This window comes from Streptococcus suis (assembly GCF_046032515.1).
Lineage (GTDB): Bacteria > Bacillota > Bacilli > Lactobacillales > Streptococcaceae > Streptococcus > Streptococcus suis_AL.
Genome location: NZ_JARQPJ010000002.1, coordinates 47130 through 70390, shown reverse-complemented (window position 1 = coordinate 70390; position 23261 = coordinate 47130). Strand labels below are relative to the sequence as shown.

Annotated in this window: 24 protein-coding genes; 21 read left to right on the top strand and 3 right to left on the bottom strand. The window is 40.3% G+C overall.

Features of this window, described 5'->3' with window-relative positions:
• Positions 1-9: 9 nt before the first annotated feature.
• The 15 genes from P7J49_RS01595 (at position 10) to P7J49_RS01525 (ending at position 11364) form a co-directional block, all read left to right on the top strand.
• On the top strand, positions 10-558 hold the full coding sequence (locus tag P7J49_RS01595; protein WP_014637770.1) for a DUF6630 family protein: 549 nt from the start codon (positions 10-12) through the stop codon (positions 556-558).
• 74 nt (positions 559-632) lie between these two features.
• A complete protein-coding gene (locus tag P7J49_RS01590) occupies positions 633-1352 on the top strand; it encodes an O-methyltransferase (protein WP_408569005.1) in 720 nt (239 codons plus the stop codon).
• A 63-nt stretch (positions 1353-1415) separates the two neighbouring features.
• Positions 1416-2399 carry a peptidylprolyl isomerase PrsA gene (gene prsA / locus P7J49_RS01585; protein WP_408569003.1) on the top strand — a complete coding sequence of 328 codons (984 nt, stop codon included), beginning with the start codon at positions 1416-1418 and terminating at the stop codon, positions 2397-2399.
• Between the two features lie 209 nt (positions 2400-2608).
• Positions 2609-3094 carry an LURP-one-related/scramblase family protein gene (locus P7J49_RS01580; RefSeq protein WP_408569002.1) on the top strand — a complete coding sequence of 162 codons (486 nt, stop codon included), beginning with the start codon at positions 2609-2611 and terminating at the stop codon, positions 3092-3094.
• Positions 3095-3640: 546 nt separating this feature from the next.
• Positions 3641-6259, top strand: a complete 2619-nt coding sequence (gene alaS, locus P7J49_RS01575; RefSeq protein ID WP_408569000.1) for an alanine--tRNA ligase — start codon at positions 3641-3643, stop codon at positions 6257-6259.
• Positions 6260-6333: 74 nt separating this feature from the next.
• Positions 6334-6786 (top strand): cytidine deaminase family protein, encoded by a 453-nt coding sequence (locus P7J49_RS01570; RefSeq protein WP_099832651.1) that lies wholly within the window; start codon positions 6334-6336, stop codon positions 6784-6786.
• A gap of 208 nt (positions 6787-6994) precedes the next feature.
• Positions 6995-7210 (top strand): hypothetical protein, encoded by a 216-nt coding sequence (locus tag P7J49_RS01565; protein ID WP_024379659.1) that lies wholly within the window; start codon positions 6995-6997, stop codon positions 7208-7210.
• 145 nt (positions 7211-7355) lie between these two features.
• Positions 7356-7910, top strand: coding sequence for a DUF3267 domain-containing protein (locus P7J49_RS01560; protein WP_099810316.1), 555 nt, complete (start codon positions 7356-7358; stop codon positions 7908-7910).
• A gap of 12 nt (positions 7911-7922) precedes the next feature.
• Positions 7923-8138 (top strand): helix-turn-helix transcriptional regulator, encoded by a 216-nt coding sequence (locus tag P7J49_RS01555; protein WP_004299042.1) that lies wholly within the window; start codon positions 7923-7925, stop codon positions 8136-8138.
• Complete coding sequence (locus tag P7J49_RS01550) at positions 8135-8893, top strand: DUF3169 family protein (protein ID WP_408568997.1); 759 nt, start codon at positions 8135-8137, stop codon at positions 8891-8893. The genes P7J49_RS01555 and P7J49_RS01550 overlap by 4 nt, the downstream gene beginning before the upstream one ends.
• 30 nt (positions 8894-8923) lie before the next feature.
• Complete coding sequence (locus P7J49_RS01545; protein ID WP_408568995.1) at positions 8924-9433, top strand: DUF3278 domain-containing protein; 510 nt, start codon at positions 8924-8926, stop codon at positions 9431-9433.
• 19 nt (positions 9434-9452) lie between these two features.
• The gene (locus tag P7J49_RS01540) at positions 9453-9638 is read left to right on the top strand and encodes a hypothetical protein (protein ID WP_408568994.1); all 186 of its coding nucleotides are present in this window, start codon (positions 9453-9455) and stop codon (positions 9636-9638) included.
• Between the two features lie 25 nt (positions 9639-9663).
• The gene (locus tag P7J49_RS01535) at positions 9664-10353 is read left to right on the top strand and encodes a lysostaphin resistance A-like protein (RefSeq protein ID WP_408568992.1); all 690 of its coding nucleotides are present in this window, start codon (positions 9664-9666) and stop codon (positions 10351-10353) included.
• A 9-nt stretch (positions 10354-10362) separates the two neighbouring features.
• Positions 10363-10680, top strand: a complete 318-nt coding sequence (locus tag P7J49_RS01530; RefSeq protein WP_408568990.1) for a hypothetical protein — start codon at positions 10363-10365, stop codon at positions 10678-10680.
• 9 nt (positions 10681-10689) lie between these two features.
• On the top strand, positions 10690-11364 hold the full coding sequence (locus tag P7J49_RS01525; RefSeq protein ID WP_408568988.1) for a lysostaphin resistance A-like protein: 675 nt from the start codon (positions 10690-10692) through the stop codon (positions 11362-11364).
• A gap of 34 nt (positions 11365-11398) precedes the next feature.
• Here P7J49_RS01525 and nrdF read toward each other — a convergent pair whose 3' ends face one another.
• The 3 genes from nrdF to nrdH all read right to left on the bottom strand — a co-directional run bounded on the left by nrdF (position 11399) and on the right by nrdH (position 15349).
• Positions 11399-12358 (bottom strand): class 1b ribonucleoside-diphosphate reductase subunit beta, encoded by a 960-nt coding sequence (gene nrdF, locus P7J49_RS01520; protein ID WP_004299066.1) that lies wholly within the window; start codon positions 12356-12358, stop codon positions 11399-11401.
• Between the two features lie 570 nt (positions 12359-12928).
• The gene (nrdE, locus tag P7J49_RS01515) at positions 12929-15088 is read right to left on the bottom strand and encodes a class 1b ribonucleoside-diphosphate reductase subunit alpha (RefSeq protein ID WP_408568986.1); all 2160 of its coding nucleotides are present in this window, start codon (positions 15086-15088) and stop codon (positions 12929-12931) included.
• 42 nt (positions 15089-15130) lie between these two features.
• Positions 15131-15349 (bottom strand): glutaredoxin-like protein NrdH, encoded by a 219-nt coding sequence (gene nrdH / locus P7J49_RS01510; protein ID WP_029996479.1) that lies wholly within the window; start codon positions 15347-15349, stop codon positions 15131-15133.
• Positions 15350-15819: 470 nt separating this feature from the next.
• On the opposite strand from nrdH, the gene acnA reads away from it, so the two are divergent.
• The 6 genes from acnA to P7J49_RS01480 all read left to right on the top strand — a co-directional run bounded on the left by acnA (position 15820) and on the right by P7J49_RS01480 (position 23250).
• Complete coding sequence (gene acnA / locus P7J49_RS01505) at positions 15820-18489, top strand: aconitate hydratase AcnA (RefSeq protein ID WP_408568984.1); 2670 nt, start codon at positions 15820-15822, stop codon at positions 18487-18489.
• Positions 18486-19604, top strand: a complete 1119-nt coding sequence (locus P7J49_RS01500) for a citrate synthase (RefSeq protein ID WP_408568982.1) — start codon at positions 18486-18488, stop codon at positions 19602-19604. The genes acnA and P7J49_RS01500 overlap by 4 nt, the downstream gene beginning before the upstream one ends.
• Before the next feature lie 2 nt (positions 19605-19606).
• On the top strand, positions 19607-20788 hold the full coding sequence (icd, locus tag P7J49_RS01495; protein WP_408568980.1) for an NADP-dependent isocitrate dehydrogenase: 1182 nt from the start codon (positions 19607-19609) through the stop codon (positions 20786-20788).
• 157 nt (positions 20789-20945) lie between these two features.
• Positions 20946-21209 (top strand): phosphocarrier protein HPr, encoded by a 264-nt coding sequence (locus P7J49_RS01490; RefSeq protein ID WP_002936050.1) that lies wholly within the window; start codon positions 20946-20948, stop codon positions 21207-21209.
• Positions 21210-21213: 4 nt separating this feature from the next.
• Positions 21214-22947, top strand: a complete 1734-nt coding sequence (ptsP, locus tag P7J49_RS01485; protein ID WP_172102614.1) for a phosphoenolpyruvate--protein phosphotransferase — start codon at positions 21214-21216, stop codon at positions 22945-22947.
• 63 nt (positions 22948-23010) lie between these two features.
• Positions 23011-23250, top strand: coding sequence for a hypothetical protein (locus P7J49_RS01480; protein ID WP_024379643.1), 240 nt, complete (start codon positions 23011-23013; stop codon positions 23248-23250).
• Positions 23251-23261 lie beyond the last annotated feature (11 nt).

The following is a 23261-nucleotide window of genomic DNA, read 5'->3' as shown; positions in this document are numbered from 1 at the left end:
GGAGGTACTATGTTAACGGAAGAACAGCTACAGGACATTTTTGAACTGGCGGACCTCATGTCAAATGGTGACAGGGAGCTATTTCTCCAACTTAGAGATGTGGTTTTTGCTAGTGATCCGAATCAGATTCTAGACTCTATCGAACGCATCCTAGAACCAGATTCATTCGATGATTTCTTGGACCGTGTTGGGGAGTCTGAAAAGGAAAATCTTTGGTTAATCTTGATAAAATTACTAGAGCATTTGAACTATATTTGTGTGCGTGATTATAAGGATAATCTTGAAGATTTTATCTACTTTTTTGACCGTCTTCATCAAGTCCGCAATGCAGGGATTTCTCTCAAATTGGATTCAGATGGATTAAATCCAGCTGCCTCTATTTCAGAATGGGCAAGAGTCGTTGATAGCAAATATCTTGATGAAAACTTTTGTCTAGGGGCAGTGGATATGGACACGGATAGTTACTATCTCTTTTTCAGTAAGCAAGCGACTTTTGTTCGACTTCAAGAACTAGCTGGAAATTTAGGGTATCGAATTGATTACGCCAAAAATATGTAAAGAAAAGGTGGGGAAACCTACCTTTTAGTGTGTTGAGGAAGAAAATCTTGTCGGCTTATGATATAATGGATTCTATGGTCGAATCATATAGCAAAAACGCAAATCACAATATGCGCCGTCCTGTCGTTAAGGAAGAAATTGTGGATTTTATGCGAACACGTCAGGCGCAAAATACAGGTTTTTTGAAAGAACTGGAAGAGTTTGCTCGTCAAGAAAATATTCCAGTCATCCCTCATGAAACGGTAGCCTATTTCCGCTTGCTGATGCAGACACTTCAACCTAAACGTATTTTAGAGATTGGAACAGCAATTGGTTTTTCTGCCCTACTAATGGCTGAGAATAGTCCGCAATCGCAGATTACGACAATTGATCGCAACGAAGAGATGATTGGATTTGCCAGGGAAAATTTTGCCAAGTATGATAGCAGACAGCAGATTGAATTGCTAGAGGGAGATGCGATGGACTTGCTTCCAACACTTGAAAATGATAGCTATGATTTTGTTTTTATGGATTCGGCTAAGTCAAAATACATTGTTTTTCTTCCAGAAGTTCTCAAAAAGGTAAAAGTTGGTGGCTTGATTATCTTAGATGATATTTTTCAAGGTGGAGATATTGCCAAAGATATCAAGGAAGTTCGCCGTGGGCAAAGGACTATCTATCGCGGTTTGCAACGTTTATTTGATGCGACCTTGGACAATCCTGATGTAACAGCTAGCCTTGTCTCCATGAGCGACGGTCTCTTAATGTTGAGGAAAAATGTCGCAAATGTTGACTTAAATATTGAAGAAATTTAAGTACTTTTTAAGCTTTTGTGATATAATAAATAACGTTAATGAAAAAAGGAGTAAACTTTTTAAATGAAAAACACAAAAAAAATCTTAGCAGGAGCAGTCACACTATTTGCGACTGTGACCCTTGCAGCATGTACAAGTACAGCTGATAAAGACATCATTACCATGAAAGGAAATACCATCACAGTTTCTGAGTTTTATGAGCAAGTCAAAACAAACACAAGTGCTCAACAGGTATTACTTTCAATGGTCATTAGCGATGTTTTTGAAGAACAATACGGCGATAAAGTTTCTGATAAAGAAGTTACGGAAGCTTATGAAAAAATGGCTGAGCAATACGGAGATTCGTTTGCGACTGCCTTGGCTTCAGCAGGTTTGACAACTGAAACATACAAGCAGCAAATTCGTACAAATAAATTGGTTGAATATGCAGTGAAACAGGCTGCTGAAAAAGAATTGACAGATGAAAACTACAAAGCTGCCTACGAATCCTATACTCCAGAAGTGACAGCTCGTATTATCAAGTTAGATGACGAAGCGAAAGCTAAGGAAGTTTTAGCTTCTGCTCAGGCTGCTGGTGCTGATTTTGCAAAATTAGCTAAAGAAAACTCGACAGATACAGATACAAAAGATAAAGGTGGAGAAATCAAATTTGATTCTACATCAACAACTGTACCTGCGGAAGTTCAATCTGCAATCTTTGCCTTGGATGCTGGTCAGGTTGGTGCATCTGTTGTAACAGTTGTTGATATGACAACTTACACAACGAGCTACTATGTTGTGAAATTGGAAGCTAAGTCTGAGAAGTCAGCGAATTGGGAAGACTATAAAGATAAGTTGAAAGAAATTATTTTAGCACAAAAACAAAATGATTCTACATTTGTTGCAGGTGTGTTGAAGGAAGCTCTTCAAAAAGCTAATGTTAAAGTGAAGGATGCAGCTTTCCAAAATCTTCTTTCACAATATGTGACAACAGAAGAAAGCAGTTCTTCATCAACGGAAAGTAGCTCTTCTTCTACAACAGAATCTTCTAGTTCTTCAGGTCAATAATTGACGCTTTACTTATTAAGAATAGATACTTGATTACTTAGTTCAGAAAATTGGCGGTTGCTGCGAGCCATCTAAGCCAAGTATCTTGCTACTTAATAGAACAATTGAATATAGGTTATGAAATGAGAATGACAAGTCATTGAATGAAGGTGGTACCGCGGTTTTTCGCCCTTCGTTTGGTTTCTTGTTATTTTTTTTTGGAGGTTATCATGAAGCAATTTCAAGTGAAACAGCGCTTTACCTTCGGTGGTGAAAAATTTGATATTCGTGATAGTTTTGGGGATCTTGCTTATCAAGTGGAGGGCTCTTTTCTCGAAATTCCAAAACGATTTATCGTGATCAATTCCAGAGGTGGGGAAGTTTGTCAGATTACTAAGAAGTTTTTGACCTTCCTGCCCCAGTTTACCATTGATATGGCAGATGGTCATTCATTCTACTTGCAAAAGGAATTTACTTTTTTCAAGGATCGCTATACTGTGGAAAATCTAGGTTTAATCCTTGACGGAAATATCTGGGATTTGGATTTTCGCTTGAAAAGGCCCGATGGTATGCTCGTAGCTGAAATCTCCAAAGAACTCTTTCATTTCACTTCTCATTATTCCGTTACTGTCTTGGAGGATTCCTATGCAGATTTGGTCATTTCCTTAGTGGTCGCAATTGACTACATCGAAATGATGGAAGATGCATCGAGATAATCTTAAAATAATTGTTCAGTTTAACTGTTTCGTTAAATTGAATCCGCCTAACTATCACTTATGAAAGGAAAGGGCATCGAGTTTATTCTGAAATGAACTCGGGCTACGGACTTTGTCAAAAAGAGAAACACTTCCTGAGAGTGGGAAAGAACTCGACTAGTCTAAAAAAGAGTTCGTCTTCCCACCCCCGCACAGTTGATTAGGTCAGATTTGGAGTGTAAAACACGAACAAATCTGCCAATCAACCACTGCGCTGAGATGTTGACACGAACTCTGGGTAGTGGAGCTGGGCTTTTTTGCCCAGCCTCTTCGTCAGGTTTCCTATTTTGACGGTGTCCGCTTAACGCCCTTAGTATCTTAGTTGAACTCGGGCTACGGACTTTCCCCTAAATTATCAAATATGAAAGGAAATGTTTAATTTGGATAATTTTCTGAATTGAACACGCCCGGAAGGCTCGGAAAAAAGATAAACTGTCTAGGAAATCAGTATTTCCTGTCAGTTTCCTATTTTTCAGTCGCCTTCTAATCGGGCTTGGTATCTTAATTATGAAACAATTATCATCAGCACAAATTCGTCAAATGTGGTTGGATTTCTGGAAATCAAAGGGTCACTCTGTTGAGCCTTCAGCAAATCTTGTCCCTGTTAACGATCCAACTCTTTTGTGGATCAACTCTGGTGTGGCAACCCTTAAGAAATACTTTGATGGCTCTGTCATTCCTGACAACCCACGGATTACAAATGCTCAAAAATCTATCCGTACCAACGATATTGAAAACGTTGGTAAGACTGCCCGCCACCACACCATGTTTGAAATGCTTGGTAACTTCTCTATTGGTGATTATTTCCGTGATGAAGCGATTGAGTGGGGCTTTGAGCTCTTGACAAGCCCAGAATGGTTTGCCTTTCCAAAAGACAAGCTCTACATGACCTACTATCCAGATGATGTGGATTCATACAATCGTTGGATTGCTCTTGGTGTTGAGCCAAGCCACTTGATTCCGCTTGAAGATAACTTCTGGGAAATCGGTGCAGGTCCTTCTGGTCCAGATACGGAGATTTTCTTTGACCGTGGCACAGATTTTGACCCTGAAAACATTGGTATCCGTCTCTTGGAAGAAGATATTGAAAATGACCGTTACATCGAGATTTGGAATATCGTATTGTCCCAGTTCAACGCAGACCCAGCTGTTCCGCGTTCTGAATACAAGGAATTGCCTAACAAAAACATTGATACGGGTGCAGGTTTAGAGCGTTTGGCGGCTATTTTCCAAGGGGCTAAGACCAACTTTGAAACTGACCTTTTCTTGCCAATTATTCGTGAAGTAGAAAAGATTTCTGGTAAGACTTATGACCAAGATGGCGACAACATGAGCTTCAAGGTTATCGCAGACCACATCCGTGCTTTGTCATTCGCTATCGGTGATGGTGCCCTTCCTGGGAATGAAGGTCGTGGTTATGTCCTTCGTCGTTTACTTCGTCGTGCTTCTATGCATGGCCAACGTTTGGGCATTACAGAGCCATTCTTGTACAAATTGGTGGAGACAGTTGGCAATATCATGGAAAGCTACTATCCGGAAGTACTTGAAAAACGTGCCTTCATTGAGAAGATTGTTAAGAGTGAAGAAGAGTCATTTGCTCGTACTATCCATACAGGTTCACAATTTGCTGAGCAATTGATGGATAAATTAGCAGCAGAAGGTAAGTCTGAGATTGATGGTCGTGACATTTTCAAACTCTACGATACCTATGGTTTCCAAGTAGAATTGACAGAAGAATTGGCTGAGCACCGTGGAATGACCCTTGATATTGCTGGTTTTGAAGCGGCTATGAAAGAGCAACAAGACCGTGCACGTGCCTCAGTTGTCAAAGGTGGTTCAATGGGTATGCAAAATGAAACCCTGGCTGCTATCACAGAAGAGTCGACCTTTGTTTACGGCCAAACAGCTCTTGAAGCAAGCTTATCTGTCATTGTGGCTGATAATGCGCGTACAGAAGCAGTCTCAGAAGGTCAAGCCCTCCTTGTCTTTGACCAAACACCATTCTACGCTGAAATGGGTGGTCAGGTTGCAGACCATGGTTTTGTGAAAAATGCTGCTGGAGACATTGTTGCGACTGTCATCGATGTGCAGAAAGCACCAAATGGTCAACCATTGCACACAGTTGAACTGTCCGCAAGCATTTCAGTTGGTCAAACCTACACACTTGAAATTGAAACAAAACGCCGTAAGGGTGTTGAGAAGAACCACACAGCAACTCACTTGCTCCATGCAGCTCTTCACAATATTATCGGCAAGCATGCAACACAGGCTGGTTCCTTGAACGAGCAAGACTTCCTCCGCTTTGACTTTACGCATTTTGAGGCAGTTACTGCGGAAGAACTTCGTCGTATTGAAGAAGAAGTCAATGAGCAAATTTGGAATGCCATTCCAGTTGTGACGGTTGAAACCGATATTGACACTGCTAAGGAAATGGGTGCCATGGCCCTCTTCGGTGAAAAATACGGTAAAGAAGTCCGTGTGGTGACAATTGGTGACTATTCTGTGGAGCTCTGTGGTGGTACCCATGTTAGCAACACCGCTGAAATCGGTATCTTCAAGATTTTGAAAGAAGAAGGTATCGGTTCAGGTACTCGCCGTATCATTGCGGTAACAGGCCGTGAGGCCTTCCTTGCCTATCGTGACCAAGAAGATGCCCTCAAAGAAGTAGCGGCAACCATCAAGTCACCACAGATCAAGGAAGTGCCAAACAAGGTTGAAAGTCTTGCACAACAAGTTCGTGACCTGCAAAAAGAAAATGCAGCTCTGAAAGAAAAAGCAGCGGCAGCTGCTGCTGGTGATGTCTTCAAAGAGGTCAAGGATGCTAACGGCATTCGCTACATTGCTAGCCAAGTCCAAGTTTCAGATGCAGGTGCCCTCCGTACCTTCGCTGACAACTGGAAGCAGAAAGACTACTCTGATGTCTTGGTGTTGGTTGCGGCAATCGGTGATAAGGTCAATGTCCTTGTAGCCAGCAAATCAAGCGATGTTCATGCAGGCAACCTCATCAAAGTCCTTGCTCCAATCGTAGCAGGTCGCGGTGGTGGTAAGCCAGATATGGCTATGGCAGGTGGTAGTGATGCCTCTGCAATTCAAAACCTCTTGAACAGTGTTGCTGAAAACTTATAATATAGTCAGTGTATATCCCTTTGTTAAAGCAACTAGCAAGGGGATATCTTTCTATTCTAAAATGAGGAGTACGTATGGAACACATCAAAGATATTTGGCAAGAGATGTATGAGAAAGCAAAAGGTCATTATGCGCCACATTATGTTTCGCCTTTTATTTATTCAAACCATGTTGTTGCTGCAATTGAGGCAGAAGATGGACAAATTTACACCGGTTATTGCTTTGAGGCAACAGCAGGTGTATTTCATCTTTGTGCAGAGAGAGCCGCTGCCTTTAATATGTTTCAGGATAGTGGTCAGACAGCGATAAAACGCATTATTGCCTTTCGAGATCAAGCGCCCTCTGGAGAAGGTTCAGGAATGCCTTGCGGAGCTTGTCGTGAATTTTTGATGCAACTGTCGGCTGATAATGCACAAACAGAAATCATGCTTGATTTTGACAAACGAGAAACCATCACATTAGGTGAACTCATGCCTTACTGGTGGGGTGAAGAAAGAATGCAAGCTGGCGTGGATCACTTGGAATAACAAATGAACTCTTTTATCCTCTGGGTAAAAGAGTTTTTTGTATGGCATTCTAGTCAATTTGACAACATTCATAAACTTTTTGACAAAAATTATTATTTTTTTGACAAAGATACTTGTCAAAAAGAAAAAGAAGTGTTACAATGATATCAAGATAAGGAGATAAAAACGAATTCATCAGACAAGAAAAAAAGAAAGTTGGGGTATAACAATGAAAAAGATAAATAGCAATAAAAAAGGAATTTTGATTACAGGAACAACCGTTGCGCGTGCAGTCGAAATAGGGTCCATTCTATTATTGGCTTACATTCTCCTTTCTGATTTGCTGGGATGGAGCGATATGGATACAGCTCTAATGACTACTCTAATTGCTTCAATTGCTTGTATCGAAGCAAGTTTACAGATGGAGAAAAAAGGAAATAAGTAGAAGGAGATAGACCATGAAGCGGTACATTTCAGCAGATATGGCAGCGATTATGATTGCAGGAGCCTGTATTGTCGGATTATTGATTGGAGTTGCTCTAGGACTATATAGTTTAGTCTAGCTTGTAGGCAAATGAAGGAGAAGAAACATGGAAGCGAAAAAGAAATTATTTGAAGTAGATGTTAGAAGCGATAAAAAGTTGGCAGCAAGGTTGTATGTAACTACAATTTTATTAGTGTTTCCGTTCTTTTGGCTATTTGGATTCATAGCTTCTAAAGTTGAGTTTCAAAATGTTATGAATGAGATGCAATTCATTGAAGCACTATTTGTTTTTCTATTGCTTATTATCATTCATGAATGGATTCATGGACTGTTTTTTAAAATTTTTTGTCCCAAAAATCCTGTCAAATATGGAATTAAATGGAAAACAGGGATGGCTTATGCAATCAGTCCCAACTCCCTTTATAATCGTTTCCAAACAGTTGTAATTGCCCTTGCCCCTTTCGTTCTGATTAGTTTGGGGTTGACAGCATCTGCAATGTTTGGTTGGCTTGACAAAGGGGCTTATCAGATTCTAGCAACCATGCATGCAGCAGCTTGTATTGGGGATTTCTATTATACCTATTTACTGATAGCAAAATTCAAAGAAGTGGCGGTGGAAGTAGCTGTAACAGAAAAGAGCTTGATTATCTACCAAGCCTAGAAAGGAAAATTTATGGAATATGTCTTAAAAAATCGGCTCAAGGAGTTGCGGGCACGGGATAGCCTCAATCAGACTGAGTTGGCAAAATTAGCAGAAGTTTCGCGACAGACCATTAGCTTGATTGAGCGGGGAGAATATACGCCCTCGGTGGTCATTGCCATGCGAATTGCTCAAATTTTTAACGAAAATGTGGAGAATGTCTTTCAATTAGTGGAGGTAGAAGAATGAAACAGGGGAAACAATTAACGACAAAACAAAGATGGCTCAGAAATCTTACATATTTGTTTTTGGGAGCAATTTTCGGAGCATTTTGTGGCTTTTTTGGAGTATCGATTTCTAAGCTTGGATTACCATCTTTTGTCAATTTAGATAATTTCTTGTTTTGTTTGCGTATCATTACTTTTGTAATTTTTGCTGGAACCATTTATTTTGGTATTAAAGCTAATAAAAAATACCATCTTTACCATTCTATTTCAGATGAGGAAGAAGAACACTTTGATGAACTGTATAAAAAAATGTATCGTAACCTAGAATATGCGACCATATCATTTAATGTTGCCGTATCATTGACTCTGTTAAATTTAGTTTTAGGATTTGGAGTTGCCTTCTTAGAAGAGAGTGCGGTTATGTATGGGTCAATTTTTGACTTGGTTCTCTTTATCGTACTTCTAATTACTCAAGTGATTATTATTAAATTAACAGAGAAAATTCGAGACTATAAGTTATCTGCATTTGCTACAGTAAAAGAGATGAAAGACTTTGCTGAGGCAATGGACGAGGGGGAGAAACAAGCAAACTACGAAATGAGTTTCCAAATCGTCTTCACTTTGAATCAAATCGTGTTACCAGGTTTGTATCTATTCCTATTTGTACTTAGCATGCTATTGCAGGAGCGACAAATTACAGCATTTCTAGTTGTTGCCTTTCTTCACATTTACATCAATGTCATGCAGGTTCGCATGGTTCGTCGTTATTTTAAATAAGGATTTTTGAAAGAGTTTTAGGTGATAGCTATGAAAAAGGAAAATCTACACATTCGAGCAATTCGATATTTCTATGATATTGTTGGTGAGTTAGACGAGGTGTCTTATGCGGCCTTGACCAATTTCGGCAACAATATGTATATGCTCTTTATGACAGTGACACTGCTAAGCTTCCTAGTTAGCTTTGCGCTGGGAGAAGATGTCATGGGGATCAGCCTTTTCTTGACATTGGTTTATTCTCAATTCAAACAGGATGCCATTATCAAACAGTTGGGTCTGGATAAATTGGTGGTTGCCAAGGCTGAAGTGAAATTGGCTCGGAAGAGAATGATGAAACGAACTCTGTATCAAACCCTACAGATTGCTGTCTACAGTCTGCTAGTTAGTATTGGAATGTGGCAGTTACAAATTCCACAGGAAAGTGGAACATCTGCAGCGGAGTATTTCCAGTTTGTCACTCCCATGACAGTTGTTCTTCTGACCATGGTGGGATTCCTTAGTTTCTATATTGTTAACCGTAAGAAAATCAAACTTATTTAGTTTAGATGGAGGTCAACTCATGAAATTCTTTAAGAAAATTTATCTTGTCCTATTAATCGGTCTTGGTCTGTACGCAGTTGGCTATATTTTCGGAGAGTGGCTGGCTACTGGGCAGGTTGATGTGTCAACCCTGAATATCCTCTTGCCGATGGTTTTGGGCTTGCCAGCTCTGCTATTGATCGAAAAAGAAAGTAATGAAAACTGACTTAGTGTATGTGAAGGAGATTGTTATGAATAGACTTGGAAGTGTCAAAGATTGGAATGTGGTTAAAAATTGGAAGTTTCTCTTAGTGGGACTAGCTGTCGTTGCCCTTAATGTATTGACCCAGATGGCTATGTTTACCCTACCAAATTTTGATGGGAATAACATATTGATTGCTGTAGCCCTTTTATTGTTAGCCGTGGTGCTTGGTCTTATCTTGACTGGTAAATTAGGTCTATGGAAAAGTGAGCAGAAGTGGGGGATGGGTGCGAATGTTGGTTTTGTAGTCCTTGCTTTTATCGTTATGTTTGGTCTGAAAATAATTGGTGGGCAATTGATTATGCTGGAAGAGGGATATGTTCAAACGACTGCTAATCAGGAAATCATCAATAATTCAGGCTTACCAACCTTAGTTTTGTTTCTCTTTACGGTTTTCTTTGCTCCAGTTTTGGAGGAACTGCTTTTCAGAGGGATTCTTATGGGGAAAGTCTTTGGTAAGGATTCGATTGTAGGATTATTGTTATCGAGTTTTCTGTTTGGACTTATTCACAATCCGACCAATATCGGATCTTGGGTTGTCTACGGAGGTATGGGGCTAGTACTAGGACTTGCTTATCGTATTTCTGGCAAATTTACCAATGCACTTATTCTACACAGTCTGAATAATCTTCTCGGATTTTTGTTGATGCTACTGATGAAAAGTCTGGGCTTGATATAGGAGGAAAATATGGACTTTTTCTTATGGATTCTAGTAGGATTTCTATTTTTCAATTCTCTATCAGATAGGAAAAAAGTGCAGCGGTTGCAAGCTAGGGTAAAAAAGTTGCAGAAAACTACAAAAGGAGAAAATCAGATGTCAGTTTTATTGAAAGAATTGGTCGGAAGTAAAGCCAAAATCCGCTTTGATGAGGAATTTTCTATTGCTTATGAATACACCATTTTGGCAGTTGATGAGGAATGGGTTAAAATTTCTCGTGAATTAGCGAATGGGGAGCTTGAAACCAAGTTAGTACGAGTCGATAATATTGTTGACTTGAGCTTTTAGGGAGGGAATATGTTGAAATTTATCAAACACGTCGCATTACTATTTCTATACTTTGTTGCCTATCAGATTACATCTGGTTTTCTAATGGTAGGACCAACTTTACAAAGCATACCAGACATACCTGCCCAGTTGATTGACAGTACAATTTGGATTTGTGCGATAATTGGTCTTGTTCTCTCCATTGCGCTCATTATTTTGTTATGGAAGTATATCTATCCACGTCATTCTGTTGACTATCGTGTGACAGCTTTATGGTTCCATAAGATTCAATGGCCGATATTACTCTATATTGCATTTTTTATCTTCCAATTTGTTGTACCAGTCCCAGAAAGTGAAAATCAGAAGCTGGTGATTGAATTCGTATCAGCTTATCCCTTGATTGCATTTAGCTCCGTAGTGATCTTTGCTCCAATTTTAGAAGAATTGATTTTCCGTGGATTTTTTGCGACCTATTTCTTCCCTAAAATGGCAGATATGAAGGCTGTTGGAATCTATCTATTTGTAACGGGGTCTTTATTTAGTCTGGTCCATATGCCAGCAACTCTTCCTCAATTTTTGATTTATTTCACAATGGGACTCAATCTTGGTTGGCTCTATTTGATTAGACGTGATATTCGTTATCCGATTGCGCTACATATGCTCAACAACGGTATTTCTTATTTGATGATTGTATTTTTAGTATAAAAAATAAGCAGCTCGGATTGAACTGCTTTTTTGATTATAAACCGTAAAGATAATCATCGTCCTGCATAGCTTCCACTTCACCAAGAAGATAGCCGTTACCGACTTGGGAGAAGAAGTCGTGGTTAGATGTACCGGTTGAAATACCGTTCATGATGATTGGGTTTACATCATCTGCTGAATCTGGGAAGAGTGGATCCTGTCCCAAGTTCATGAGAGCCTTGTTGGCATTGTAACGAAGGAAAGTCAAGACTTCCTCTGTCCAGCCGACTGCGTCATAGAGGGAGCGTGTGTAACCTTCTTCATTTTCGTAAAGTTGGTAGAGAAGGTCATACATCCAGTCACGAAGTTTGTCCTGTTCTTCCTCGGACAATTCATTGAAACCAAGCTGGAATTTGTAGCCAATGTAGGTACCGTGAACAGACTCGTCACGGATAATCAGTTTGATGATTTCTGCAACGTTGGCTAGTTTGTTGTTACCAAGATAGTAGAGTGGGGTGAAGAAACCAGAGTAGAAGAGGAAGGTTTCCAGGAAAACGCTGGCTACTTTCTTCTCAAGTGGTGTACCTGTTTCGTAGATTTCGTTGATAATCTTTGCCTTGCGTTGCAAGTATTCGTTGCTGTTGGTCCATTCAAAGATGTCTTCAATCTCAGACTTGGTATTCAAGGTTGAGAAGATAGAAGAGTAAGACTTGGCATGGACTGACTCCATGAATTGAATGTTGTTGTAAACAGCTTCTTCGTGCGGTGTACGAATATCATTGCGAAGAGCTTGGACACCTGTTTCAGATTGAAGGGTATCCAAGAGGGTCAATCCGCCAAAGACCTTACCAACCAGGTCTTTTTCTTCAGCAGTAAGTTTACGCCAGTCATCCAAGTCGTTTGATAAAGGAATACGTGTATCGAGCCAGAATTGCTCTGTCAACTTTTCCCAAGTAGACTTGTCGATAACATCCTCAATGGCGTTCCAGTTTATGGCTTTGTAGTAGGTTTCCATCATATTCTCTTTCTTTTTCTTATACTTCAAATATTATATCACAAATAGATAGTAGCCTGTAAAAAAATCCCCTAAAAGGGATTTTAATCGATCGCTTATTAGTTGCTTCACATCGTGAACGACTAGGTACTGACTATATGGTCAGTACCGTTCATTCATTAGATACTTTGGTATTAGTGTATTGCGACACGTAGAAACTGAAGACGATATTTCTTCAGTTTCGGAGTTAGTGAGGTAGCTAGCTAATCCGCTCATAGCGCGGTTGGCGTAGATTAGCTAGTTGGCTTACCAATAGCTAATCTTGCTACGTCGAAATCGAGTTTGGGCTAAGGACTTGGCAAAAAAGATAAATCCCTTTGAGATGCAAGACATCTCTGCGGTATTTCCTATTTTCTCATTTCCAACTTTCAACAGTCCCCCAGACTGTTGAAACGCCCTCACATCTTACGACACGTAGAAACTGAAGACGATATTTCTTCAGTTTCGGAGTTAGTGAGGTAGCTAGCTAATCCGCCGAGAGCGGTTAGCGTAGTTTAGCTAGTTGATTTATCAACAGCTAAACTTGCTACGTTAGATCACACAACTCTCACATTGGTTTGCGCCGACTTCTTCGCCGTCATCGGTAAAGGTACGAATGTAGTAGATAGACTTGATACCTTTGTTGAAGGCGTAGTTACGAAGGATAGAGAGGTCACGTGTAGTTTGTTTGTTCTCTTTTTTCCATTCATAGAGTTCTTTTGGGAGCTCGCTGCGAAGGAAAAGAGTGAGTGACAACCCTTGGTCGACGTGTTCTGTTGCAGCAGCGTAGACATCAATGACCTTGCGCATATCCATATCGTAGGCAGACTTGTAGAATGGAATGGTTTCAGTTGCCAAACCAGCTGCTGGATAGTAGATTTTACCGATTTTCTTCTCTTGGCGTTCTTCAATCCGTTGGGTAATCGGGTGAATAGAAGCAGAAACATCGTTGATGTAGCTGATAGATCCGTTTGGAGCAACAGCTAGGCGGTTTTGGTGATAGAGTCCGTCAGCTTTTACCTTTTCGCGGAGGTCAGCCCAATCTTGTCCACTTGGAATGAAAATACCTTCAAAGAGTTCTTTGACGCGGTCAGATTGTGGTTGGTAGTCACCAGTCACGTATTTATCGAAATAAGTGCCGTCTGCGTATTTTGATTTTTCAAAGTTATGGAAGGTAGCCTTGCGTTCGCGGGCAATGTTATTTGATTCTACCAAGGTCCAGTAGTTAAGGAGCATGAAGTAGATGTTGGTAAATTCTACGGCTGTTTTTGAACCGTAGTCGATCAGGTTCTGGGCCAAGTATGAATGAAGTCCCATAGCTCCAAGACCGATAGAATGAGCACGTTCATTTCCTGCTTCAATAGATGGTACAGCTGAAATGTGTGAATGATCAGTGACATAAGTCAAAGCACGAGTCATGGTACGGACAGAAAGTCCAAAGTCAGGTGACTTCATGAGGTTGACGATGTTGGTTGAACCAAGGTTACATGACACGTCTGTTCCCATAGTCAAGTATTCCTGAGAGTCGTTGATAACGCTTGGAGTTTGTACTTGAAGAATTTCTGAACAGAGGTTAGACATGATAATCTTGCCGTCAACAGGGTTACTACGGTTAGCTGTATCGATGTTGATAACGTATGGATAGCCAGACTCTTGTTGGAGTTTGGAAATTTCTGTTTCCAAGTCACGTGCCTTGATTTTTGTCTTACGAATGCGTGGGTTTGCTACCAACTCGTCGTATTTTTCTGTGATGTCAAGGTAGCTATAAGGGACACCGTATTCCAACTCAACTGAGTATGGGCTGAAGAGGTACATATCTTCGTTTTTACGTGCCAATTCGTAGAATTTATCAGGAACGGTAATACCGAGTGATAAGGTCTTCACACGAACTTTCTCATCGGCATTTTCTTTCTTAGTCGAAAGGAAGGAAATAATATCTGGGTGGAAAACATCAAGATAAACGACACCAGCCCCTTGGCGTTGCCCAAGCTGGTTAGAATAGGAGAAGCTGTCTTCGAAGAGTTTCATAACAGGAACAACCCCAGAAGCCGCCCCCTCATAGCCCTTGATTGGAGCACCTGCCTCACGCAGGTTGCTGAGGGAGATACCGACGCCACCACCGATACGGGACAATTGTAGCGCAGAGTTGATAGAACGTCCAATAGCGTTCATATCGTCTGTGACTTGAATGAGGAAACAAGACACCAACTCACCACGACGGGCACGGCCTGCGTTGAGGAAAGACGGTGTTGCTGGCTGGTAACGCAAATGAATCATTTCGTTGGCCAGGTTTAGTGCCAATTCTTCGTCGCCCTCAGCAAAATACAAGGCGTTGAAGAGGACACGGTCTTCCATGCTTTCCAAGTAGTAGGCACCGTCGTTGGTTTTAAGGGCATACTGGTTGTAAAACTTGTAGGCTGCCATGAAAGACTTGAAACGGAAGTTTTGGTCTTTCAAGAATTGATCAATTTTGATGATAAATTCTGGACTGTATTGGTCCAAAAACTCTTTTTCAAGATAGTTTTCTTCTAATAAATAGGCAATCTTGTCTAAAATACTATCAAATTGCTTGGTATTTGGGAGGACGTTTTCTTTAAAGAAGGCCTTAACCGCTTCTTGGTCCTTGTGGAGTGGGATTTGCCCATTAACAGGGCGGTTGATTTCGTTATTCAAACGGAAGTAGGACACATCGCCTAATTCTTTCAAACTCATAGTCGCAATCTCTTTCTATACATAAGTGGAAGTTGATGGTGATTATACTAAGGATTTCAATTTTGCAGGTTGGAAACCAGAAAAGACTTCTTTTTCAGTTTCAATAACTGGCGCTGCTGAAAAACCAAGGCTTTTCACATGTTCGATGTATTCTGGTTGTTCGTCTAAGTTGATTTCAGTATAGGCTACATTGTGTTGGTCAAGAAATTTCTTGCTCATCTTGCATTGTACACAATCGTTTTTCGAATAAATAGTAACCATTCTATTTCTCCTTTATTGATTAAATTCACCAATCTAGGATACTAGATTTTGGGGTCAAAGTCAAGAAGGAAGTTTATTGAAAATCACAAAATATAGTGTGTTAAAAAATGAACAAATACCATATATAGTACAAAAATGTATACGAAATAAACAATTGAATACTAGAATTTTTCATGTGGCTAAAAGTTAATTTGGTAGAGATATTGAAGTGATCTAGAGTTACAAATTGGTTATTTTTTGATTGGAATTCCCTTGTTAGTTCGTAGCGAGTTGGTGTTTGAATATCATTCAATAGATTGTTGAAACAGTTGCAAGTTGAGTAAAATTTCTTATTTTTATTAACCTTCAAACAATTTATTTTTTTAATATGCGGTACATGTCAGAAAATGTCACATATTAAGTAATCTATATATTGAATAAATATTACGATCTGTGCTATACTATTCAATAATGCCGAAAGAGGTTAAAATATGGAAAAATCACATAGAAAACGCTTGTTTCATAAAGGGAAAGAATATTCATATTATGCATTGAATTCGATTTCAATGGAAGAAAAAGTGGATATTCAATCACTTCCCTATACTATTCGTATTTTATTAGAGAGTCTTTTAAGAAAAGAAGATGGTGTGGATGTTACAAAAAATCACATAATGGAGTTACTTCATTATCAGGCTGCATCTCCTAAAGGAGAAATTCCTTTTAAACCTAGTCGTGTTATTTTGCAAGATTTTACAGGTGTTCCTGTTGTGGTAGATTTAGCCTCCATGCGTGATGCGGTGGTGAAAGCAGGTGGAAACCCTGAATTGATTAATCCGGAAATTCCAGTGGATTTAGTCATCGACCACTCCGTTCAAGTTGATTTTTTTGGGACTGAAGATGCTCTGGAGAAAAATATTGCCTTAGAGTTCGAAAGAAATAATGAACGTTATGAATTTCTGAAATGGGCAGAGAATTCCTTTGAAAATTATCGCGCTGTGCCTCCAGCAACAGGAATTATCCATCAGGTAAACATTGAATTTCTAAGCGATGTTATTATCAACAAGGATGGTTTGCTTTATCCAGATTCTATGTTTGGTACAGACAGTCATACGACCATGATTAATGGTATTGGTGTACTTGGTTGGGGTGTAGGTGGTATTGAGGCGGAAGCTGCAATGTTGGGTGAAGCATCTTATTTTCCTATCCCTGAGGTGATTGGTGTTCGCCTAGCAGGGCAATTGCCTAAGGTTGCCACTGCAACGGATTTGGCGCTTAAGGTCACTCAACTTCTACGTCAGGAAAATGTAGTTGGGAAGTTTGTCGAATTCTTTGGACCAGGTTTGTCTTCTCTTACATTAGCGGATCGAGCAACTGTTTCCAATATGGCTCCAGAATACGGTGCGACTTGTGGCTATTTCCCGATTGATGGAGAAACTTTACATTATATGAGATTGACCAACCGTTCGGAGGAGCACGTAGAGTTGACAGAAGCCTATGCTAAGGCTAATTATTTATTCTATGATGCTGAACGTTTTCCGTCTTATAGCAAGGTTTTAGAATTGGATTTATCGACAGTAGTCCCATCTATTTCTGGTCCTAAAAGACCACAGGATTTGATAGAATTAACAGATGCAAAAGCAGAGTTTCAGGCTAGTTTAATACGTGAAGTAGGTGTGCGTGGATTTGGTTTGGAGGAGGCAGAGTTAGATAAAACAGCCATGGTTAAGTACGTTGAAGGAGAGGAGCAAATTCAAACAGGTCATGTTGCTATTGCGGCGATTACCTCATGTACAAATACATCCAATCCGTATGTCCTTTTGGCGGCAGGATTACTGGCAAAAAATGCGGTAGAAAAAGGTCTGGCAGTTTCTAAGACGGTCAAGACGTCATTGGCACCAGGCTCAAAAGTAGTGACTGGCTATTTGAAAAAATCAGGTTTGCAGACCTATCTAGATGCCTTAGGGTTCAATTTGGTTGGTTATGGTTGTACAACTTGTATCGGTAATTCAGGTGATCTGCGTCCCGAAGTAGCGGAGGCGATTAAGGAAGAAGATTTATTGGTTTCTGCGGTATTATCTGGAAATCGTAACTTTGAAGGACGGATTAATCCATTGGTAAAAGCTAATTTCTTAGCGAGCCCTCCGCTAGTAGTTGCCTATGCTATTGCGGGAAATATGAATGTAGATTTAACAAGGGAACCGCTGGGGTATGATGAGAAGCAACAAGCTGTCTACCTTGCGGACATCATGCCAAGTCGTGAGGAGGTAGATGACTACATTGAGCGTTATGTGACTCGTGACCTTTATAAGGAAGAATACCAACAGGTATTTACAGATAGTCAGGCTTGGAATGCGATTGAAACAAAGACAGATAAGAATTACAATTGGAATTCCTCTTCTACCTATATTCAAAATCCGCCCTATTTTGAAAATATGCAGGCAGATTTATCCATAAAACCACTGGAAAATTTATCTGTTTTGGCTAAATTTGGCGATACCGTAACGACAGATCATATTTCCCCGGCAGGGAATATTGCACGATTGAGTCCAGCCGCTCGTTATCTCGAAGAGAATGGCATTGTTTATAAGGATTTTAATTCTTATGGAAGTCGTCGTGGAAATCACGAAGTCATGATGCGTGGGACTTTTGCAAATATTCGTATAAAGAATGAGCTGGCAGATGGAAAAATTGGTGGTTGGACAAGAGTTGGCGATGAGATTCTTCCTATCTATGATGCAGCCATGAAATATAAGGCCGCTGGTATTGGTAGTATCGTCATTGCTGGTAAAGACTATGGGATGGGGTCAAGCCGTGATTGGGCAGCCAAAGGTTCAAGTTTACTTGGTGTGAAGGCCGTTCTTGCTGAGTCATTTGAGCGGATTCACCGTTCAAATTTAGTGATGATGGGTGTTCTTCCTTTACAATTTTTAGAAGGTCAGTCGGCAGAAAGTCTTGGCTTGACTGGACATGAAAGCTATACAATTGATTTGCCAGAAGATGTCGGTGTTGGTCAAATTGTAACAGTTCATGCGCAAACAGACGATGTTACAAAGGAGTTTCAAGCTCTGGTGCGGTTTGATGCAGAGGCGGATATTCGTTATTATCGCCACGGAGGTATTTTACCTATGGTAGTAAGAAAGAAATTAGGAGGAAAGGTATGACAGAAACGAATGGGTTAAAAGATACGATTGCCTGTGATACGCGAATCAGTGCAATTGAAAATGACCGCTTGTCCTATGCAGGGTATGACATTGCTGAATTGATGGAGAATAACGCTTCTTTTGAGGAAGTCATCTATCTTCTGTGGAACCTGCATTTGCCAACTCAGATTGAATTAAATTATTTTGAGAAACGCCTGCGAAAAGAATATGCGATTTCAGATGCGGTAGAGCAATGTATTCTGATTCAATCACGGCGACATTTGCATCCTATGAGCGTGTTGCGTTCGACAGTATCTCTCCTTGGAGTATATAATGTACACGCTGAAGAGAATTCGTTAGAAGCTTTGTATGAACAATCTATTCAGATTATGGCCAAGGTTCCGACGATTATTGCAACATTTGCTCGTTTGAGAAGCGGATTGGTTCCAATTGAACCGCGGTCTGATCTGGGTTTTGCGGCGAATTTTCTTTATATGCTGAATGGTGAGGAGCCGAGTGATTTACAAATCAAAGCTTTTAACAAAGCTTTGGTGCTTCATGCTGATCATGAATTGAATGCGTCTACTTTTGCTGCGCGTGTCACGGCATCAACGTTAACGGATTTATATTCTTGTGTTACCACGGCAATTGGGACTCTGAAAGGCTCATTGCATGGTGGTGCAAATGAACGAGTGTTTGACATGTTGCTGGCTATTCGCGAGAGTGGTGATACCGAGAGATATTTGCAGAAGAAGCTGGATTCGAAGGAAAAAATTATGGGATTTGGCCATCGAGTCTATAAAACGGTTGATCCTCGTCAAGAGTATTTGAAGGAGATGGCGCGTGATTTGACATTCGGAACAGACGATGAAGCGTTTTATAGATTGTCAGAGGAAGTAGAGAGTTTTATTAAAAACAAAAAAGGTTTAATTCCAAACGTAGATTTTTATTCGGCGACAGTTTACCATGTGCTAGGTATTGATAGTGATATTTTTACATTGATTTTTGCAATGAGCCGTATGGCGGGGTGGATTGCACATGTCCAGGAACAACGGAAAAATAATAAATTGATTCGTCCGCGCTCTTCCTACTTAGGCGGTAGGAATTTGGTTTACATCCCGATTGGAAAGAGGTAAATATGGCAGAAAAAATCCTGATGAGAGAGGGACGGTTAATTGTCCCAGATTGTCCCGTTATTCCCTATATTGAAGGAGATGGTATTGGTAGGGATATTTGGTCAGTCAGTCAAAAAGTTATTGATGCTGCAGTGAAAAAAGCCTATGCAGGTCAACGTTCTATTCAGTGGAGGGAGGTTTTTGCAGGAGAAAAGGCTTATGAATTAACGGGGACTTCTTTGCCGAGTGAGACACTGGAAATAATCCGTGAGCATTTAGTTGCAATCAAAGGTCCCTTGGGGACGCCGATTGGGAAAGGTCATCGTTCTCTTAATGTTGCACTTCGTCAAGAATTAGATTTGTATGCCTGTGTGCGTCCGATTCGCTATTTTAAGGGAGTGCCAAGTCCGCTGAAAGAGCCTGAAAAGACGGATATTACTATTTTTCGTGAAAATACAGAAGATATTTATGCAGGTATTGAATGGGAAGCTGATTCAGATGAAGTTGCCAAAGTCATTTCCTTTTTACAAGAAGAAATGGGAGTGGTAAATATCCGTTTTCCAGAATCTTCAAGTATTGGTATCAAACCGATTTCGGAAGAAGGGAGTAAACGCCTTATTCGCTCTGCAATAGAATATGCCCTAGAACATCAATTGAAGATAGTGACTTTAGTTCATAAGGGAAATATTCAAAAATTTACAGAAGGCGGTTTCCGCAAGTGGGGTTATGAATTGGCGAAAGAAGAATTTGCTACAGAACTTGCAGAGGGGACTTTGGTAGTAAATGACATTATTGCGGATAACTTTCTGCAGCAGATTTTATTGGCGCCGGAAAACTTCCAGGTGGTCGCTCTTACAAATCTAAATGGAGATTATGCATCAGATGCTCTTGCGGCTCAGGTCGGAGGAATAGGCATCTCACCGGGTGCTAACATTAATTATCAGACAGGTCATGCCATCTTTGAAGCGACACATGGAACTGCTCCTGATATTGCAGGAAAGGATCTGGCTAATCCATGTTCCCTCTTGCTTTCGGCTTGTATGATGTTGGAATATATAGGCTGGAAAGAAGCAGCTGTTTTAATTATTCAGGCCTTGGAAGACGCTTTTATAAATAAAAATGTTACGCTTGATTTTGCTAAAATTTTGGACGTTGCTCATCAATCTACTAGTCAATTTTCAGAAGTTCTAATAGATTCTATTTAATGAAGAAAAAGTAAAAAGAACCTCTCTTTTTATGACGGAAACATGAAAGAAAGGTAAAAAAATCTTGAAAATGATTTCAAAAAGTGGTATAATGTCCTTTGTAAGGGTTATCATTTGCTAACCTACAATTTTTGAAAAAACAAAGGAGAATCCAACTATGGCTTCAAAAGATTTCCACATTGTGGCAGAAACAGGTATTCACGCACGTCCAGCAACTTTGCTTGTGCAAACAGCTAGCAAATTCGCTTCTGATATCACTTTGAACTACAAAGAAAAATCAGTTAACCTTAAATCTATCATGGGTGTTATGAGTCTTGGTGTTGGTCAAGGCGCTGACGTAACAATCTCTGCTGAAGGTGCTGATGCTGACGACGCAATCGCAGCTATCACTGAAACAATGGAAAAAGAAGGATTGGCATAAGAATATGACAGAAATGCTTAAAGGAATCGCAGCATCAGATGGTGTTGCTGTTGCTAAGGCATATCTACTCGTTCAGCCAGATTTGTCCTTCGAAACTGTTACAGTTGAAGATACAAATGCAGAAGAAGCTCGTTTGGATGCAGCTCTTGCAGCATCTCAAAACGAGCTTTCTCTTATTCGTGAGAACGCAGTAGCTAGCCTAGGTGAAGAGGCCGCAGCCGTATTTGATGCACACTTGATGGTTCTTGCTGACCCAGAAATGATTGGTCAAATTAAGGAAACTATTCGTGCTAAGAAAACAAACGCTGAGACTGGTTTGAAAGAAGTAACGGATATGTTCATCGCTATTTTTGAAGGTATGGAAGATAACCCATACATGCAAGAGCGTGCAGCAGATATCCGCGACGTTGCAAAACGTGTCCTAGCTCACTTGCTTGGCGTTCGTTTGCCAAACCCAGCAACAATTGACGAAGAATCAATCGTTATCGCACATGACTTGACACCTTCAGATACAGCACAATTGAACAAACAGTTTGTAAAAGCCTTTGTAACAAACATCGGTGGTCGTACAAGCCACTCAGCTATCATGGCTCGTACACTTGAAATTGCTGCTGTATTGGGTACAAATAACATTACTGAAATTGTGAAAGACGGCGATGTCCTCGCTGTTAACGGTATCACAGGTGACGTAGTGATTAACCCTTCTGAAGAAGTGATTGCAGAATTTAAAGCAGCTGGTGAAGCCTATGCTAAACAAAAAGCTGAGTGGGCACTTTTGAAAGATGCTCAAACTGTTACAGCTGATGGCAAACACTTTGAATTGGCAGCAAATATCGGTACACCGAAAGACGTTGAAGGTGTAAATGATAACGGTGCAGAAGCTGTTGGTCTTTACCGTACAGAATTCTTGTACATGGACTCACAAGACTTCCCAACAGAAGACGAGCAATACGAAGCTTACAAGGCTGTTCTTGAAGGTATGAACGGTAAGCCTGTTGTGGTTCGTACAATGGATATTGGTGGTGATAAGGAACTTCCTTACTTCGATCTTCCACACGAAATGAACCCATTCCTTGGTTTCCGTGCCCTTCGTATCTCTATCTCTGAGACTGGTAACCAAATGTTCCGTACTCAGTTGCGTGCCCTTCTTCGTTCATCAGTACATGGTAAACTTCGTATCATGTTCCCAATGGTTGCCTTGTTGACAGAATTCCGTGCAGCAAAAGCAATCCTTGAAGAAGAAAAGGCCAACTTGTTGGCAGAAGGTGTAGCAGTTGCGGATGATATCCAAGTTGGTATCATGATTGAAATCCCTGCAGCAGCAATGCTTGCAGACCAATTTGCCAAAGAAGTTGACTTCTTCTCAATCGGTACAAACGACCTTATCCAGTACACAATGGCTGCTGACCGTATGAATGAACAAGTTTCATACCTCTACCAACCATATAACCCATCAATCCTTCGCTTGATTAACAATGTTATCAAGGCTGCACACGCAGAAGGCAAATGGGCTGGTATGTGTGGTGAGATGGCTGGTGATCAACAAGCTGTTCCACTTCTTGTAGGTATGGGCTTGGATGAGTTCTCTATGAGTGCAACATCTGTCCTTCGTACACGTAGCCTTATGAAGAAACTTGATACAGCTAAGATGGAAGAATATGCTCACCGTGCCTTGACAGAATGTGCAACGGCAGAAGAAGTTCTTGAACTTCAAAAAGAGTATGTTGATTTCAACTAATTTAAGAATAATAATCTTTTGAAATAATGTTGAATACTATTTTCTATTTTTGGGAGGGCTATTATGAGTCGATTTGCAATGTGTCCAGACTGCGGGCATCGTTTAAGTAGAGTTAAAGATAGTTTTGGCTATTGGGACGAAGAAACGTATATTTGTAACTATTGTTCTGATGAAAATGAGTATAACGAATATGATGAAGAATCGCTAAGTGTTTTTGAAGCAGCTGATATTTGGTTCTCAAATGGCAAAGATGAAGAATTTATGTTTGGTTTTACTGAAGACGAACTAGAGGAAGCATTATAATTTAAAATTAG

What these genes read in the sequence shown, in the direction of transcription:
- P7J49_RS01595 (WP_014637770.1), top strand. Translation starts at nt 10, where the DNA reads ATGTTAACGGAAGAACAGCTACAGGACATTTTTGAACTGGCGGACCTC.
- P7J49_RS01590 (WP_408569005.1), top strand. Translation starts at nt 633, where the DNA reads ATGGTCGAATCATATAGCAAAAACGCAAATCACAATATGCGCCGTCCT.
- prsA (WP_408569003.1), top strand. Translation starts at nt 1,416, where the DNA reads ATGAAAAACACAAAAAAAATCTTAGCAGGAGCAGTCACACTATTTGCG.
- P7J49_RS01580 (WP_408569002.1), top strand. Translation starts at nt 2,609, where the DNA reads ATGAAGCAATTTCAAGTGAAACAGCGCTTTACCTTCGGTGGTGAAAAA.
- alaS (WP_408569000.1), top strand. Translation starts at nt 3,641, where the DNA reads ATGAAACAATTATCATCAGCACAAATTCGTCAAATGTGGTTGGATTTC.
- P7J49_RS01570 (WP_099832651.1), top strand. Translation starts at nt 6,334, where the DNA reads ATGGAACACATCAAAGATATTTGGCAAGAGATGTATGAGAAAGCAAAA.
- P7J49_RS01565 (WP_024379659.1), top strand. Translation starts at nt 6,995, where the DNA reads ATGAAAAAGATAAATAGCAATAAAAAAGGAATTTTGATTACAGGAACA.
- P7J49_RS01560 (WP_099810316.1), top strand. Translation starts at nt 7,356, where the DNA reads ATGGAAGCGAAAAAGAAATTATTTGAAGTAGATGTTAGAAGCGATAAA.
- P7J49_RS01555 (WP_004299042.1), top strand. Translation starts at nt 7,923, where the DNA reads ATGGAATATGTCTTAAAAAATCGGCTCAAGGAGTTGCGGGCACGGGAT.
- P7J49_RS01550 (WP_408568997.1), top strand. Translation starts at nt 8,135, where the DNA reads ATGAAACAGGGGAAACAATTAACGACAAAACAAAGATGGCTCAGAAAT.
- P7J49_RS01545 (WP_408568995.1), top strand. Translation starts at nt 8,924, where the DNA reads ATGAAAAAGGAAAATCTACACATTCGAGCAATTCGATATTTCTATGAT.
- P7J49_RS01540 (WP_408568994.1), top strand. Translation starts at nt 9,453, where the DNA reads ATGAAATTCTTTAAGAAAATTTATCTTGTCCTATTAATCGGTCTTGGT.
- P7J49_RS01535 (WP_408568992.1), top strand. Translation starts at nt 9,664, where the DNA reads ATGAATAGACTTGGAAGTGTCAAAGATTGGAATGTGGTTAAAAATTGG.
- P7J49_RS01530 (WP_408568990.1), top strand. Translation starts at nt 10,363, where the DNA reads ATGGACTTTTTCTTATGGATTCTAGTAGGATTTCTATTTTTCAATTCT.
- P7J49_RS01525 (WP_408568988.1), top strand. Translation starts at nt 10,690, where the DNA reads ATGTTGAAATTTATCAAACACGTCGCATTACTATTTCTATACTTTGTT.
- nrdF (WP_004299066.1), bottom strand. Translation starts at nt 12,358, where the DNA reads ATGGAAACCTACTACAAAGCCATAAACTGGAACGCCATTGAGGATGTT.
- nrdE (WP_408568986.1), bottom strand. Translation starts at nt 15,088, where the DNA reads ATGAGTTTGAAAGAATTAGGCGATGTGTCCTACTTCCGTTTGAATAAC.
- nrdH (WP_029996479.1), bottom strand. Translation starts at nt 15,349, where the DNA reads ATGGTTACTATTTATTCGAAAAACGATTGTGTACAATGCAAGATGAGC.
- acnA (WP_408568984.1), top strand. Translation starts at nt 15,820, where the DNA reads ATGGAAAAATCACATAGAAAACGCTTGTTTCATAAAGGGAAAGAATAT.
- P7J49_RS01500 (WP_408568982.1), top strand. Translation starts at nt 18,486, where the DNA reads ATGACAGAAACGAATGGGTTAAAAGATACGATTGCCTGTGATACGCGA.
- icd (WP_408568980.1), top strand. Translation starts at nt 19,607, where the DNA reads ATGGCAGAAAAAATCCTGATGAGAGAGGGACGGTTAATTGTCCCAGAT.
- P7J49_RS01490 (WP_002936050.1), top strand. Translation starts at nt 20,946, where the DNA reads ATGGCTTCAAAAGATTTCCACATTGTGGCAGAAACAGGTATTCACGCA.
- ptsP (WP_172102614.1), top strand. Translation starts at nt 21,214, where the DNA reads ATGACAGAAATGCTTAAAGGAATCGCAGCATCAGATGGTGTTGCTGTT.
- P7J49_RS01480 (WP_024379643.1), top strand. Translation starts at nt 23,011, where the DNA reads ATGAGTCGATTTGCAATGTGTCCAGACTGCGGGCATCGTTTAAGTAGA.